We start from the raw sequence: 14,468 nt of genomic DNA, 5'->3' as shown, positions 1-14,468 counted from the left end.
CGGCTCAGTCGACGACGAGCGGGATCAGCATCTCGTCCTCGGTCAGGGAGCCGTGCAGGCCGACCAGCGTGGTCTCGTAGGCGAAGTCGACCGACGACATGACGGCGTGCTCGCCCCGGCTGGCGACGACGACGTCGCCGAGGCGGGGCAGCACCAGCGGGGCGACCGGCCCGAACCAGCCGCGGGCGATGGCGCTGTCGCGGGTCAGCACCTCCGCGCGGTCGCCGAGGTGCTCGCGCCAGGTGCCGACCACGTCGTCCACGGCGCCGCGCTGGCAGTACAGGTGCCGGAAGCGCGCCTCGCCGCCGAGCAGCGCCACCCCGTCGCGCAGCTCGAGGTGCTCGTCGACGTCGGTGCGGTCCTCGGTCGGCGAGTCCACCATGCCGTGGTCGGCGAGGACCAGCAGCCGGGTGTGGCCGGGCAGCGCCTCCCGCAGCTGCTCGGCCTCGGCGTCGATCATCGACAGCTGCATCAGCCACTGGCTCGACCGCACGCCCCAGCGGTGACCGGTCCAGTCGAGGTCGCCGTCGTAGAGGTAGGTCAGCGACGGCCGCACCGCGCAGGCCGCGACCGCCGCGGCGATCCGCTCCCCCACCTTGTCGGCGCCGACGTACTCCGAGCCCCGGTGGGCGGCGACGGTCAGCCCGCTGTCGCGGAACTCGCGCTTGTTGACGGTCGTGACCGGCACGCCGGCCGCCTGCAGCCGCCCGAACGCCGTCTGGTGCGGCTGCCACTCGCGCGGGTCGACGTCCTGGTCCCACGCCAGCGCGTTGAGCAGGCGACCGGTGCCCGGCACGCGCGAGGTGAACCCCACCAGGCCGTGCGCCCCGGGACCGAGGCCGGTGCCGAGCGAGGTGAGGCTCGTGGCCGTCGTCGAGGGGACGCCCGCGGTCGCCGGCTCCTGGCCGGCCAGCAGGCTCGAGAGGTACGGCGCGGCGTGCGCGTAGCGCTCGAGCAGGCGGGCGCCGAGGCCGTCGATCAGGAACACCACGTACGACGCGGCGTCGGGCAGCACCAGCCCGGTCGGCTCCGCGGCGTGCGGCACGCCGAGCGCGGCCGCCACGGCCGGGACGACGTCGCCCAGCGAGCGCTGGCCGTAGGCCGGCTCGTGGAACGCGCTCACCCGGCGTGGGTGCGCGCGGACAGGGACTCGGCGAAGGAGAGCAGGCCGGCGACCGCCTCGCCGCCGTCGGCGGCGGCGCTGACGCGCAGCGAGAAGTCGTCGGAGGCCAGGACGCCGGTGTAGCCGTGGTCGGCGTCGCAGTCGGGGTCCGCGCAGCCGGCCGGCTCCAGGTCGATGCGGCTGACGCCGCCCCAGCCGATGGTCATGACGGCCTCGGCCGGAGGCGTCGGGCCCGAGGTCGGGTTGGCCGTCATCCGGGTGACCACGACGGACTTCACCGCCGAGAGCGCGATCGCCTCGGTGGAGGTGGACGTGTAGGGCTCGGGCAGCAGGTCGTCGCCGGCGTGCTCGTCGGTGTGAGCGAGGATCAGCCGCGAGGGCGTCAGCACGATGACGCTCTGGTGGCGGCGTACCTCGTCGCGCTCGAACGTCGGCTCGTGGTGGACGTAGAAGGACACCACGTGCTCCCCCGCGACCGCCGCCTCGACGCCGTCCGCCACGACCTCGGGGTAGTAGCCCGTGCGGTCGATGGCCTCGCGGAGCTCCAGGGTGTGGTCGCGGTCTTCGGTGCGGGTGCTGCGCATGCGGTCAGTCTGTCACGAGGGGTCAGCTGGCCACGGTGTCGCCGGGCAGCTCGGGCATCCGCCGGACGAAGAGGTCCGAGCGCGGGTCGGTCACCGGGTCCACCCGCGCGGTGGCGGTGAGGACGCTAGCCCCCGACGTGCCGACCAGGACCAGGGCCAGCTCCAACGCGCTGACCTGCGGCAGGTCGTTCTGCAGCTGGGCGACGCGGGAGATCAGCCGCTCGATCTCCTCGACATCGACCACGTCGGCGCCGCGGTAGCCGAAGAGCATCGGCGAGCTCTTGATCTCGCGCACCATCGAGGCGGCATCGCGCACGCCCAGGGGCGGGATCCGGTACGACTTGTCGGCCAGCAGCTCGATGATCGGGCCCGAGATGCCGAACGACACGACCGGACCGAAGAGCGGGTCCTCGATGCTGCGGATGGACACCGGGACGCCGGGAGGGGCGTTCCTCTGCACCACGAAGCCGGCCGACGCCGGGTCCCCGACCAGCTCGGTGAGCGTGGTCCAGGCATCCAGCATCTCGTCACGGTTGTCGATGTTGCGCCACACGTGCGCGAGGTCGGGGCGCTCGCGCAGCGGGTGCGAGGTGGCCTTGAGCACGACGTCCCAGCCGAGCTCGTGCCCCGCGGCCTGCGCCTCGCTCAGGGTGGCGACCCGGCGGCACTCCCACAGGTCGATGCCGTAGGCCGCCAGCAGCTCGGCGGTCTGCTCCGTCTCGAGGGCCACCCCCTCGGGGTGCGCGGCGAGCGCCTCGGTGACCAGGCGACGGGCGCCGGCCAGGTCGACCTCGGCGGGGTCGGGCACGGACCCGTCGGGGGTGCGCAGCCACACGGCGTAGTCGACGACCCGGGCGAGGGCGCGCACCGCCGCCTCGACCGCTGGGTACGACGGCACCGAGCCGCGCCCGGCGGTGGAGCCGGCCACGTCGGGCACCCGCAGCAGCTCCGGCACGCCCTCGGCGCCCAGGAACGAGGACACCAGCGGCTTGTCGGACTGCTCGCCCACGGCGGCCAGCACGTTGGCGACGTCCTCGCCGGAGACGTTGAGCGGCGGGATGTAGACCGCGATCACCGAGTCGATGTCCGGGTCGTCGATGGCCGCGTCGAGGGCGTCCTCGAAGTCGTCGGCGGTGGCCTCGGCGCCCAGGGCGACCGACTTGTTGACCACCAGGCCCACCGAGACCGCGGCGTCGACGGCCAGCAGCCCGAGCGCGTCGGAGTTGCCCACCACCGCGACCCGGCGACCGCGCGGCAGCGGCTGGTGGGCCAGCAGCTGGGCGACGTCGAACATCTCCTCGAGCGTGTCCACCTGGATCACCCCGGCCTGGCGGAACATCGCGTCCACCGCCTGGGGCGGCGCCGCGATCCGGCGTACCGAGTGACCCATCGGGACGCCCTGGGTGGTGCGCCCGGAGCGCACCGCGATGATCGGCTTGCGCAGCGAGACCCGCCGGGCGATCCGTGAGAACTTGCGCGGGTTTCCGATCGACTCGAGGTAGAGCAGGACGACCTCGGTGGAGTCGTCCTCCTCCCAGTACTGCAGCAGGTCGTTGCCGGACACGTCGGCGCGGTTGCCGGCGCTGACGAACGTGGAGAGCCCCAGGCCGCGGTTCTTCACCTTCTCCAGGATCGCCGAGCCGAGCGCACCGGACTGGCAGAAGAACCCCGCGCGCCCGCGCGCCGGCATCACCGAGGACAGCGACGCGTTGACCGACACCGCCGGGTCGGTGTTGATGACGCCCAGGCAGTTGGGCCCGATCAGGCGCAGCCCGTAGGAGCGGGACAGACCGACGAGGCGGCGCTGGCGCTTGCGGCCCTCGTCGCCGGTCTCCGCGAAGCCCGAGGACACGACGATCAGCCCGTGCACGCCCTTGGCGGCACAGTCCAGGACGACGTCCTCGACGGCGTCGGCCGGCACGGCGACGATCGCGACGTCCACGTCGTCGGGGATCTCCCCCACCGACTTGTACGCCGGCATCCCGGAGACCGCCGAGGCGCTCTGGTTGACGACGTACACGCGGCCGGTGAAGTCGCCGGTCACGAGGTTGCGCACCAGCGTCTGGCCGATCGTGTCCTGGCGGCGGCTGGCGCCGATGACCGCGACCGAGCGCGGGTTGAAGAACCGCTCGATCGACGCGGCCTCCGCGCGGTGCTCGCGCCCGCGCATGACCCCGATGGCGGTCTCGGTGGGGTCGATGGAGAACTCCAGCATCAGGACCCCCTCCTCGTACTCGCTGGCGATGCGGTAGCCGGCGTCGCGGAAGGTCTGGATCATCCGGTGGTTGTCGGGCAGCACCTCGGCCGTGAACCGCTCGACGCCGCGCTCGCGCCCGGCCTGCGCCAGGTGCTCGAGGAGGAGCTGGGCGATCCCGCGGCCGTGGTGGCGGTCCTCGACCAGGAAGGCCACCTCCGCCTCCCCGGGAGCGACGACGTCGAAGCGTCCCACCGCGATCATCTGGCCCTGCAGCATGAGCACCAGGGCCACCCGCTTCTGGTGGTCGACCCGGGTGAAGCGCTTCACGTCGCGCTCCGAGAGCGTCGGCATCGGGCTGAAGAAGCGGTAGTACTTGGACTGGTCCGAGACCCGCGCGTAGAACTCGACCAGCAGGTCGGCGTCCTCCGGCTGGATGGGCCGGATGTGCGCGGTCCGCCCGTCGCGCAGGAGGACGTCGGCCTCCCAGTGACGAGGCGCGCTCGCCACGATCGTCTCCTCGGTCGTCTCGGCGCTCACGCTGCGCAATCTATCCCGTCGCGGGTGTACGGCGTGCCACCTCCAGGTGGCCGCGAGACGCGGGGGACAATGCCCGCATGGCACGTCGTAGTCCCCAGCCCCCGCTCCCCGACGACTTCGAGGAGCACATCCTCGACATCGACGTCGGGGACGAGATGCGCTCCTCGTTCCTCGAGTACGCCTACTCCGTCATCTACTCCCGGGCCCTGCCCGACGCGCGCGACGGTCTCAAGCCGGTCCAGCGCCGGATCCTGTACACGATGAACGAGATGGGCCTGCGCCCCGACCGCGGGCACGTCAAGAGCGCCCGTGTGGTCGGCGAGGTGATGGGTCGCCTGCACCCCCACGGCGACGGCGCCATCTACGACGCCCTGGTGCGCATGACCCAGCCGTTCTCGCTGCGCCTGCCCACGGTCGACGGCCACGGCAACTTCGGCTCCCCGGACGACTCCCCCGCGGCCATGCGCTACACCGAGTGCCGCATGGCGCCCGCCGCCGTCGCGATGACCGCCTCCATCGACGAGGACACCGTCGACTTCAAGCCCAACTACGACTCCCGCGAGATGGAGCCGTCGGTCCTGCCGGCCGCGATCCCGCACCTGGTCGTCAACGGCACCACCGGCATCGCCGTCGGCATGGCCACCAACTGCGCCCCGCACAACCTGGTCGAGGTCGTCCAGGCGCTGCGTCACCTGATCACCCACCCCAAGGCCACCATCGACGACCTGATGCGGTTCATCCCCGGTCCCGACCTGCCCACCGGCGGCAAGATCGTCGGTCTCGACGGCATCCGCGACGCCTACGAGACCGGACGGGGCACGTTCAAGATGCGCGCCAGCGCGCGCGTCGAGACCATCGGGCGCCGCAAGGGCATCGTGGTGACCGAGCTGCCCTACGGCGTCGGCACCGAGAAGGTCATCGAGCGGATCAAGACGCTGGTGCAGGGCAAGAAGCTGCAGGGCATCTCCGACATGAAGGACCTCACCGACCGCGAGCACGGGCTGCGCCTGGTGATCGAGGTCAAGAACGGCTTCGTGCCGGAGGCCCTGCTCGAGCAGCTCTACCGCCAGACCCCGATGGAGGACTCCTTCGGCATCAACAACGTCGCGCTCGTCGACGGACAGCCCCGCACGCTGGGGCTCAAGGAGATGCTCGAGGTCTTCCTGCAGCACCGCTACGACGTCGTACGCCGTCGCTCGCAGTTCCGCCGCAACAAGCGCGCCGACCGCCTGCACCTCGTCGACGGCCTGCTGGTCGCGCTGCTCGACATCGACGAGGTCATCCAGGTCATCCGCACCAGCGACGACACCGCCACCGCCCGGGAGCGGCTGATGTCGGTCTTCGACCTGACCGTGGCGCAGACCGACTACATCCTGGAGATGCAGCTGCGCCGGCTCACGCGCTTCAGCCGGATCGAGCTGGAGAAGGAGCAGGAGGAGCTGCGCCGCGAGATCGAGGAGCTCGACGCGATCCTGGGCGACGAGAAGCTGCTGCGCAAGGTCGTCGGCGACGAGCTGGCCGAGGTCGCCAAGACCTACGGCACCCCGCGCCGCACCGTCCTGCTCGAGTCGGCCGGGACGACCGTCACCGCCGCCTCGGTCTCCCTCGAGGTGCCCGACGACCCGTGCTTCGCGCTGATGTCGGCCAGCGGCCTGCTCGCCCGCACCTCGAGCGCCGAGCCGGTCGGCTCCGGCGGCGCGCGCACCAACCACGACGTGGTGGTCTCCGCGGTGGCGACGACGGCCCGCGGGGAGATCGGCGTGCTGACCTCGGCCGGCCGCGTGCTGCGCCTGGGCGTGCTCGACCTGCCCGCCATCCCCGCGTCGGCCAACGACCCCAACCTGCAGGGCGGGCTGCCGCTGAGCGAGGTGCTGCCCCTCGGCCCGGGCGAGCGCGCGCTGGGGCTGTGCACCCTGACCGCCGACGGCCCCGGTCTCGCGCTCGGCACCCGCAAGGGCATCGTCAAGCGGGTCAACCCCGAGGTCCTGGGCAAGGACGAGTGGGAGGTCATCCGCCTCGAGGACGGCGACGAGGTCGTCGGCGCGGTGCAGCTGCGCACCGGAGCCGAAACGCTGTGCTTCATCACCACCGCGGCCCAGCTCCTGCACTTCGGTGCCGACGCCGTCCGGCCCCAGGGGCGCGGCGGCGGCGGGATCGCCGGCGTCCGGCTGGCCGGGGACGAGGCGGTCGCATGGTTCGGCGTCGTCGACGACCCCGAGCACTCGGTCGTGGTCACCGCCTCCGGCTCCTCCACGGCGCTGCCCGGCACCGAGCCGGGGCTGGTGAAGGTCACGCCGTTCACCGAGTACCCCGCCAAGGGCCGCGCCACCGGCGGGGTGCGCTGCCACCGGTTCCTCAAGGGCGAGGACACCCTGGTCTTCGCGTGGGCCGGCGTCGCCCCGGCTCGCGCCGCCGCAGCCAGCGGTGCGCCGGTCGAGCTGCCGGAGGCCAACGGTCGCCGCGACGGGTCCGGTCTGCCCGGCTCCCAGCCGATCGCCGCCTGCGCGGGCCCGCTGTCCGCGCGGATCGGCGTACCGGCCGACAGCGATGTGGAAGGCTGACCGCATGCGTTCCCGCCTGGCCGCGTTGGCCGTCCCTGCCCTCCTGCTCGCCCTCACCGCCTGCGGCGGTGACAGCGACGAGGGCGGCGGCTCCGAGGACCGTCCCCCGGAGGAGGTCCTGGCCTCGGCCAAGGCGGAGCTGGACGACACCGCCGGCGTGATGATCACCCTCGAGACCAGCGACCTGCCCGACGGCGTGACCGGCATCCTCGCCGCCGAGGGCGTCGGCACGCACGCGCCGGCCTTCGACGGCACCATCGACGTCTCGATCTCCGCCGGCCAGTTCCAGGTGCCGGTGATCGCCGTCGGCGGCAAGGTCTACGCCGAGATCCCGCTCAGCCCGGGCATGCAGGAGGTCGACCCCGGCGAGTACGGCGCGCCGGACCCGGCGCAGCTGATGAGCCCCGACAAGGGCTTCTCCTCGCTGCTGCCCGCGACCGAGGGGCTCGAGAAGGGCGAGTCCATCCGCGGGGGCGAGGGCAACAAGGAGATCCTGACCGAGTACTCCGGCACGGTCCCCGGGACCGTCGTGAAGAACATCATCCCGGGCTCCACCGGCGACTTCGACGTCACCTACACGGTCTCCGACTCCGGTGAGCTGCGCTCGGCCGTGCTGACCGGCGCCTTCTACCAGGGCGCGGACTCGATGACCTACACCCTCACGTTCGACGACTACGGCACCGAGAAGGACATCGCCGCGCCGTGACTCGCTCCCCGCGGTGGTTGCTCGGCCTGGCCGCGGTAGCCGTGGCGTTCGCCGCCGCCGACACCTACGTCGTCGTGCTGGCGCTGCCCGAGATGGTCGGCGCCGTCGGCGTCTCCACCGAGGAGCTGCAGCGGGCCGCCCCGATCATCTCGGGGTTCCTGCTGGGCTACGTCGCGATGCTGCCGCTGATCGGGCGGATCGCGGACCTGCGCGGCCGGGTGCCGGTGCTGGTCGCCGCCCTGGTGGTCTTCGCGCTGGGCTCGCTGGTGACGACGCTCGCCTACGACATGCCGAGCATGGTCGCCGGCCGGTTCCTGCAAGGGCTCGGCGGCGGCGGCCTGGTCCCCGCCACCCTGGCGCTGGTCGCCGACCTGTACCCGCGCGAGCGCCGCGGCGTACCCCTCGGCGTGGTCTCCGCCGTCCAGGAGATCGGCAGCGTCATCGGGCCGCTGTTCGGTGCCGCCGTCCTCGCCGTCGCCGACTGGCGGATGATCTTCGTGATCAACCTGCTCGTCGGCCTGGTCCTCGCCGCGGCCATCCACGCCCTGCGGGACCCCTCGGTGGTCGAGGTGCGAGCGAAGCGAGATCCCTCGGTGGTCGAGGTGCGAGCGAAGCGAGCCTCGAGACCCCCCGACCTCCTCGGCGCCCTCTTCCTCCTGATCTGTCTCGCCGCCGGGGCGCTGGTGTTCCTGCAGCCGTCGGAGCTTCAGCGCGACCTGACCTGGGGACAGATCTTCATCCCGTTCGCGGGCGACGGGCGGTGGCTGACCCCGGTCGGGGCGACCGCGATGGTGGCCGGCCTGCTCTTCGTGGTCCGCTGCTTCACCGCCCGGCGCCCCCTCGTCGACGGACCGAGCTGGGTGCGCAGCATGCGGGACGCCGACCTCGGTGGTGCGCTGTTCCTCGCGGTGGCCCTCGGCGGGGTGATCCTCGCCTTCGCGACGGCCGATCCCAAGATCCAGCTCTTCGCCGACCAGGGCTACTGGTACCTCACCGGCTCCGCGATCGCCACGCTCGCCCTCGTCGTGCACCTGCGCCGTACGCCGTCCCCCCTCGTCCCCCGCGGGGCCCTGCGCCGTACTCCGGCGTGGGGCGCCATCTTGGTCAGCTTCTTCATCGGGGCTGCGCTGATCGCGGCTCTGATCGACATCCCGCTCTTCGCGCGCACCACCGTGCATCGCGACTCCCAGCTGATGGCGGCCCTGGAGCTCGTGCGGTTCCTCGTCGCCCTGCCCGTGGGAGCGGTCGTCGGCGGCTACCTGACGCGTCGCTTCAGCGCCGGGCTCATCACCGCGGTGGGGATGGTCATGGCGGCGGTGGGCTTCGTGCTGATGGCGCGCTGGGACATCACCAGCCTGGAATCGTTCCACTCCGACCTGACCCTGGTCCTGTGCGGCTTCGGGTTCGGCCTCGCGCTCGCGCCGGTCAACGCCGCGATCCTGGCCAGCACCGACGACGACGTGCACGGCGTGGCCAGCGCCATGGTCGTCGTGGCCCGGATGGTGGGCATGCTCGTGGGGATCTCGGCGCTGACCGCGATCGGGCTGCGCCGGTACTACACGTACCTGGAGGACCATCCGATGCCGCCGGCGCGCGAGGTGTGCGACGGCAAGACCCGCTGCCAGGAGTTCAGCGACCTGCTCGCCGGCGCCGGCATCCCCCAGGAGCACGCCGTCTTCGCCGGTGCAGCGGTGTGCGCCGTGCTGGCGGCGGCCTGCGCCCTGGTGGTCTTCCGGGGCGCGCAGACCCGCTCCTTCAGCCCCGCAGACGTGCTGCGCGCCGGCGGGTGAGCAACACCACCGTCCACATGCTCGTCCGCCACTGACCTGTCCTCGCGGCGTCCGCTAGGTTCGCGCTCGTGGCCGACTTCGACGATCTCCTTGCCGCCAACCGCGACTTCGCCTCCGACTTCGCCCTCAGCGGGTTCGACGGCGTCGCCCATGCCGGCGTCGCGATCGTGACCTGCATGGACTCGCGCATCGACCCGCTGGGCATGGTCGGGCTCACGCCCGGCGACGCCAAGATCTTCCGCAACCCGGGCGGACGGGTGACGCCCCAGGCCCTGGAGGCGCTGGTGCTGGGCACCCACCTCCTCGGGGTGGAGCGGATCCTGGTGGTCCCGCACACCCGCTGCGCCATGGCCAGCCACACCGAGGAGGAGATCCGCGAGCGGGTCTCGGCCTCCTCCGGCCAGGACGCCTCCTGGCAGAGCTTCGGTGTCATCACCGACCAGCTGCAGGCCCTGCGCGAGGACATCGCCAAGATCCGCACCCACCCGCTCATCCCGGCCGAGACCGTCGTCGGCGGGTTCGTCTACGACGTCGACACCGGTCTGCTCGAGCGGCACCTCTGAGGCGGGCAGCGCTCGACGCGCCCGCGAAGGTCCGGCTGCCGTCGGCTTGGTCAGGTTCAGCGGGGCGCGCGCGCCGCAGCCCGCCCCACCCGCCGCACGCCTTCCGGCGCGGCGGGCAGGGTCGGCAGCGGGGTCAGGTCTGGCCTGGCGCCGCGGACTTCACGTTCTCGGCGGAGGACCGCCCCTCCTCCTGGACCCGGCCGGCGGACTCCTGGGCGGTCTGCGTGACCTGCTGGGCTGCGTCGGTGGCCGACTCCTTGAGGTGGTCGCCGACCTCCTGCCCCACCGACTTGGCCTGCTCGACCAGGGGCTGACCGTGCTCCTTGGCGGCGTCCACCACCTGCTGCGAGGCGCGCGCCTCGGCCCTGCTGGCGGGGATCAGGCCGGCGATGACCAGCCCCGCCCCGAAGGCGACGAGGCCGGCGGCGAGCGGGCTGCCCTCCACGGAGTCGCCCGCGCTGCTGACGGCGCTCTTGGCGCCCTCCTTGGCGCTGCCGGCGGCGCCCTTGACGCTGTCGGCGGCGCCGGACATCGACGACTGCGCCGATCCGGCAGCGGACTGGGAGGTGCCCATGATCCGGTCCCTGACCCCGAGCACGCGGTTGCGGGCGGCGGTCTTGCGGCGCTCCACGATGGCGGCCGGACTGACCCGGTCCTGCAGCGCGTCCAGGTCGCTCGCGAGGCTCTCGCGAGTCCCTGCGATCTCGGTGTTCAGCTCTTCTGTGCTTTGGCCCATTGGACATCCTCCTTGAGGGACTGCTGCGTCTGCGGCAGTTGCGGGTTGCTCTTGTCGAGTGACTTCTTGCCGACGAGGGCGAGTACGGCGGCCACCACGGCCCAGACCACGGTCACGATCAGCGCGGCCAGCCAGGCGTCCATCGCCTCGTCCAGGGCGAACAACGCGGCCAGGGAGAGGAACAGCAGCACGAAGTAGCCGGCCACCCCCGCGCCGCCGAGCAGGCCGGCACCCTTGCCCGCCTTGCTCACCTCCTGCTTCATCTCGGTCTTGGCCAGGTCCATCTCCTGCCGGATCAGGGTCGTGAGGTCCTGGGTGACGTCGCTGACGATCTGCCCCAGGCTGCGCTGGTCCTCGACACCTCCATCTGGGGCAGGCCCGCCGTCGTACGGCGGGGTCGTGGAGGTCACGGCGTGTACCCCTGCCGCGGCGTGGAGAGCGGCCCGGAGTCCGCCGGCTCCGACAGCGGCGTGCCGCCCAGCGGGTCGCTGGAGACGGGGGCCGTCGACTGCGGCTGCCCCACCGTGGGCTCGCCGGTGCCCGCGACGGGGTCGTCTACGGGAGGCGGGGGCGCGGGCGACGTCGGCGGCACGACGGTCGTGGAGGCGGGCGTCGCGGTTGTCACCGGCATCACGCCGGTGCCCGAACTGCTCGAGCTGGCACCCGAGTCAGCATCCTTTGCGTCCTTGGCGCCCCGCGCCAGACGTCCGGCCAGGACGCCCGCGGTCAGCGCGCCCAGGAGGAACACCCCGGGGCGGCGGCGGGCGAACGAGCGGACGTCGTCGAGCAGGTCCCCAGGCTCCCGGCCGTCCAGGTGATCGCCGAGGCTGCGGGCGCGGTCGGCGACCTGGCGCGCGACGTCGGAGGCGAGGCCGGAGTTCGTCGACTGCTCGGCCATCTGGCGCAGGTCGTCGCTGAAGGTGCTCAGGGTGTCGACCAGGCGGTCGCGCTGCGTGCGCGACTGCTCGTCCACCTGGGCGAGTGCCTCGTCGAGGAGACCGCGGGCGTGGTCCTTGGCCTCGCTCGCGATCTTGGCGGCCTCCTCGCCGGCGACGCTCGCGACGTGCGACGCCTCGTCGGCGGCGGTGGAGGCGGTCTGGCTGGCCGCGTGCTTGGCGTCGTGCGCCTTCTCCGCGACTCCCGAGGACGACGACTCGTCGGTCGTCGATGGCGTGCTCGGTGTGGTGCTCATGGCGGCTCCTCATCGTTGCTGGAGCAGCCGAGTACCCACTGGGTCGCGAACTAGCGGGATCGGGGTGGGGTTCCACCCGTTCGGGTGACCCCCACGTCAGGCGTCGAGCGCCTCCACGTCCACCTCGTAGGCGCCCTGCACGATGAACTCCTTGCGCGGGGCCACGTCGGAGCCCATGAGCAGCTCGAAGACCTGGGCGGCGGCGTCGGCGTCGTCGACGGTGATCCGGCGCAGCGTACGGCGGCGGGGGTCCATGGTGGTCTCGGCCAGCTGGTCGGCGTCCATCTCACCGAGCCCCTTGTAGCGCTGGACCGGGTCCTTCCACTTCACGTTCTTCTTCTTCAGCTCGGCGAGCTTGCGCTGCAGCTCGTCGTCGGAGTAGGTGTAGACGTACTTGTCCTGGCCCTTCTTCGGCGCCGAGATCTCAATGCGGTGCAGCGGCGGCACCGCGGAATAGACGCGGCCCTCGGCGATCAGGTCGGGCATGTACTTGAAGAACAGCGTCGCCAGCAGGCAGCGGATGTGTGCGCCGTCGGAGTCGGCGTCGGCCATGAAGATGATCCGGCCGTAGCGGCGCGCCTCGAGCTCGAAGGTCCGCCCGGAGCCGGCTCCGACGACCTGGATGATCGAGGCGCACTCGGCGTTCTTGAGCATGTCGCCCACGGACGCCTTCTGGACGTTGAGGATCTTGCCGCGGATCGGCAGCAGGGCCTGGAACTCCGAGTTGCGGGCGAGCTTCGCGGTGCCGAGCGCGGAGTCGCCCTCGACGATGAACAGCTCGGTGCGGTCGTTGTCGTTGGCGCGGCAGTCGGCGAGCTTGGAGGGCAGCGCCGAGGACTCCAGGGCGTTCTTGCGGCGCTGGGTCTCCTTGTGCTGACGCGCGGCCAGGCGGGTCTTGGAGGCGGCCACCACCTTCTCCATGAGGAGCTTGGCCTGCGCCTTCTCGGCCCGCTTGGAGGAGGTGAGGAACTTCTTCAGCTCCGCCGACACCACCCGGCGTACGACCGAGCGCACTGCGGGCGTGCCGAGGATCTCCTTGGTCTGGCCCTCGAACTGCGGCTCGGCCAGGCGCACGGTCACCACCGCGGTGAGGCCCTCGAGGACGTCGTCCTTGATCACGTCGTCGTCGTTGACCTTGAGCGCCTTGGTGGCCCGCATCGCGTCGTTGAAGGTCTTGGTGAGCGCTGCCTCGAAGCCGCTGACGTGCGTGCCGCCCTTCGGGGTGGCGATGACGTTGACGAACGAGCGCAGCTCGGTGTCGTAGCCGGTCCCCCAGCGCGCCGCGATGTCCACGGTCAGCTCGCGCTCGACCTCCTGAGGCGTCATGTGCCCCTGGGCGTCGAGCATCGGCACCGTCTCGGTGAAGGTGTCCATGCCCTGCAGCCGCAGGATGTCGGTCACCGGCTCGTCGCTGGCGAGGTACTCGGCGAACTCCGCGATGCCTCCGTCGTGGCGGAACTTCTCCTCGACCGGCACCTCGCCGCGCAGGTCGCGGATGACCAGCTCGAGGCCGGGCACGATGAACGAGGTCTGTCGGGCCCGGCCCAGCAGCCCCTCGAACTCGAAGGTCGCGTCCTTGGTGAAGATCTGGCGGTCCGGCCAGAACCGGATCCGGGTGCCGCTCTTGCCCTTGGCGACCTTCTTGCCCTTGCGGGTCAGCCCCGAGCGGGGCGTGAACGGCGCCGTGGGGCCCTCCCCGTCGAAGACGCCGGGGTTGCCGCGGCTGAAGCTCAGCCCCTGCTGGGCGGGCGCCCGGTCGACGTCGATGTCCATGCGGGCCGACAGCGCGTTGACCACCGAGAGACCGACGCCGTGCAGGCCGCCGGTGGCGACGTAGGAGCCGCCACCGAACTTGCCGCCGGCGTGGAGCTTGGTGGCCACGACCTCGACGCCGGGGAGCCCGGTCTTGGGCTCCTTGTCGGTGGGGATGCCACGACCGTCGTCGTGGACCTCCACCGAGTCGTCGGCGTGCAGCGTGACCTCGACCCGGTGCGCGGAGCCGGCCAAGGCCTCGTCGACGCCGTTGTCGATGATCTCCCACAGGCAGTGCATGAGGCCGCGGGTGTCGGTCGAGCCGATGTACATCCCCGGTCGTTTGCGCACCGCCTCCAGTCCCTCGAGGACGAGGAGGTGCGCGGCGTTGTAGGTGTTGTCGGCGATCGTGGGGCTCCTGGCAGGCGTGGCACATACGGGTCTTCTTCGTCCTCGAATCTACCCGCGACACGCCGCGCCCCGGTGAAGGCTCGCCTGCTCGCCCCGCCCTACGGTGGGCGGACGGCCTGCACGTGGGGCCGACGTCACGATGTGGACACGATCGGTGCTCGGAAGAACCGTTCGGCAGCACCTCCCACCGCTCGGGCGTCACACTTGGAAGAAGGGTCAGACGCCGCTCTCTCCCCAGGTCGCCGTTCCAGGGCGTGGGAACCGGGAGAACGGGGAAGGACTAGCCGTGATTGGATCGAGGTGTCCCAGGACACCT

General features: G+C 72.0%; 11 protein-coding genes. 4 read left to right on the top strand and 7 right to left on the bottom strand.

The annotated features are described in order from the left end of the window. Nucleotides 1-4: 4 nt before the first annotated feature. Genes LQ940_RS08860 through LQ940_RS08850 form a run of 3 tightly spaced genes read right to left on the bottom strand, consistent with a single transcriptional unit; the run spans nucleotide 5 to nucleotide 4,441 of the window. Nucleotides 5-1,123 (bottom strand): alkaline phosphatase family protein, encoded by a 1,119-nt coding sequence (locus LQ940_RS08860; RefSeq protein WP_231245049.1) that lies wholly within the window; start codon nucleotides 1,121-1,123, stop codon nucleotides 5-7. Next, on the bottom strand, nucleotides 1,120-1,707 hold the full coding sequence (locus tag LQ940_RS08855; RefSeq protein WP_231245048.1) for a DUF5998 family protein: 588 nt from the start codon (nucleotides 1,705-1,707) through the stop codon (nucleotides 1,120-1,122). Before LQ940_RS08855 ends, LQ940_RS08860 begins: the two co-directional genes overlap by 4 nt. 22 nt (nucleotides 1,708-1,729) lie before the next feature. Beyond that, a complete protein-coding gene (locus tag LQ940_RS08850; RefSeq protein ID WP_231245047.1) occupies nucleotides 1,730-4,441 on the bottom strand; it encodes a bifunctional acetate--CoA ligase family protein/GNAT family N-acetyltransferase in 2,712 nt (903 codons plus the stop codon). 77 nt (nucleotides 4,442-4,518) lie between these two features. Here LQ940_RS08850 and LQ940_RS08845 point away from each other — a divergent pair, with 77 nt between their 5' ends. The 4 genes from LQ940_RS08845 (at nucleotide 4,519) to LQ940_RS08830 (ending at nucleotide 10,061) form a co-directional block, all read left to right on the top strand. Next, nucleotides 4,519-7,002 (top strand): DNA gyrase/topoisomerase IV subunit A, encoded by a 2,484-nt coding sequence (locus tag LQ940_RS08845; RefSeq protein WP_231245046.1) that lies wholly within the window; start codon nucleotides 4,519-4,521, stop codon nucleotides 7,000-7,002. Between the two features lie 4 nt (nucleotides 7,003-7,006). Next, nucleotides 7,007-7,708: an LppX_LprAFG lipoprotein gene (locus tag LQ940_RS08840; RefSeq protein WP_231245045.1), complete on the top strand. Its 702-nt coding sequence runs from the start codon at nucleotides 7,007-7,009 to the stop codon at nucleotides 7,706-7,708. Next, nucleotides 7,705-9,498, top strand: coding sequence for an MFS transporter (locus LQ940_RS08835; RefSeq protein ID WP_231245044.1), 1,794 nt, complete (start codon nucleotides 7,705-7,707; stop codon nucleotides 9,496-9,498). Before LQ940_RS08840 ends, LQ940_RS08835 begins: the two co-directional genes overlap by 4 nt. A gap of 68 nt (nucleotides 9,499-9,566) precedes the next feature. After that, nucleotides 9,567-10,061, top strand: a complete 495-nt coding sequence (locus LQ940_RS08830) for a beta-class carbonic anhydrase (protein ID WP_231245043.1) — start codon at nucleotides 9,567-9,569, stop codon at nucleotides 10,059-10,061. 133 nt (nucleotides 10,062-10,194) lie between these two features. On the opposite strand, the gene LQ940_RS08825 is transcribed toward LQ940_RS08830, so the two are convergent. From LQ940_RS08825 to LQ940_RS08810, 4 genes are all read right to left on the bottom strand, one after another. Continuing rightward, nucleotides 10,195-10,797 (bottom strand): DUF3618 domain-containing protein, encoded by a 603-nt coding sequence (locus LQ940_RS08825; RefSeq protein ID WP_231245042.1) that lies wholly within the window; start codon nucleotides 10,795-10,797, stop codon nucleotides 10,195-10,197. Then, nucleotides 10,773-11,207: a phage holin family protein gene (locus LQ940_RS08820; protein ID WP_231245041.1), complete on the bottom strand. Its 435-nt coding sequence runs from the start codon at nucleotides 11,205-11,207 to the stop codon at nucleotides 10,773-10,775. Before LQ940_RS08820 ends, LQ940_RS08825 begins: the two co-directional genes overlap by 25 nt. Continuing rightward, nucleotides 11,204-11,989: a hypothetical protein gene (locus LQ940_RS08815; protein ID WP_231245040.1), complete on the bottom strand. Its 786-nt coding sequence runs from the start codon at nucleotides 11,987-11,989 to the stop codon at nucleotides 11,204-11,206. The genes LQ940_RS08820 and LQ940_RS08815 overlap by 4 nt, the downstream gene beginning before the upstream one ends. A 96-nt stretch (nucleotides 11,990-12,085) precedes the next feature. Next, nucleotides 12,086-14,149 (bottom strand): DNA gyrase/topoisomerase IV subunit B, encoded by a 2,064-nt coding sequence (locus tag LQ940_RS08810; protein WP_269217249.1) that lies wholly within the window; start codon nucleotides 14,147-14,149, stop codon nucleotides 12,086-12,088. Nucleotides 14,150-14,468 lie beyond the last annotated feature (319 nt).

The sequence above is a fragment of the Nocardioides sp. cx-173 genome, from assembly GCF_021117365.1.
Taxonomy (GTDB): domain Bacteria; phylum Actinomycetota; class Actinomycetes; order Propionibacteriales; family Nocardioidaceae; genus Nocardioides.
This window is presented reverse-complemented; position numbering and strand designations above follow the sequence as displayed.

Bases quoted from the DNA above. Each gene is read 5' to 3' on its own strand.
- LQ940_RS08855 (WP_231245048.1), bottom strand. From the start codon at position 1,707: ATGCGCAGCACCCGCACCGAAGACCGCGACCACACCCTGGAGCTCCGC.
- LQ940_RS08840 (WP_231245045.1), top strand. From the start codon at position 7,007: ATGCGTTCCCGCCTGGCCGCGTTGGCCGTCCCTGCCCTCCTGCTCGCC.
- LQ940_RS08845 (WP_231245046.1), top strand. From the start codon at position 4,519: ATGGCACGTCGTAGTCCCCAGCCCCCGCTCCCCGACGACTTCGAGGAG.
- LQ940_RS08815 (WP_231245040.1), bottom strand. From the start codon at position 11,989: ATGAGCACCACACCGAGCACGCCATCGACGACCGACGAGTCGTCGTCC.
- LQ940_RS08825 (WP_231245042.1), bottom strand. From the start codon at position 10,797: ATGGGCCAAAGCACAGAAGAGCTGAACACCGAGATCGCAGGGACTCGC.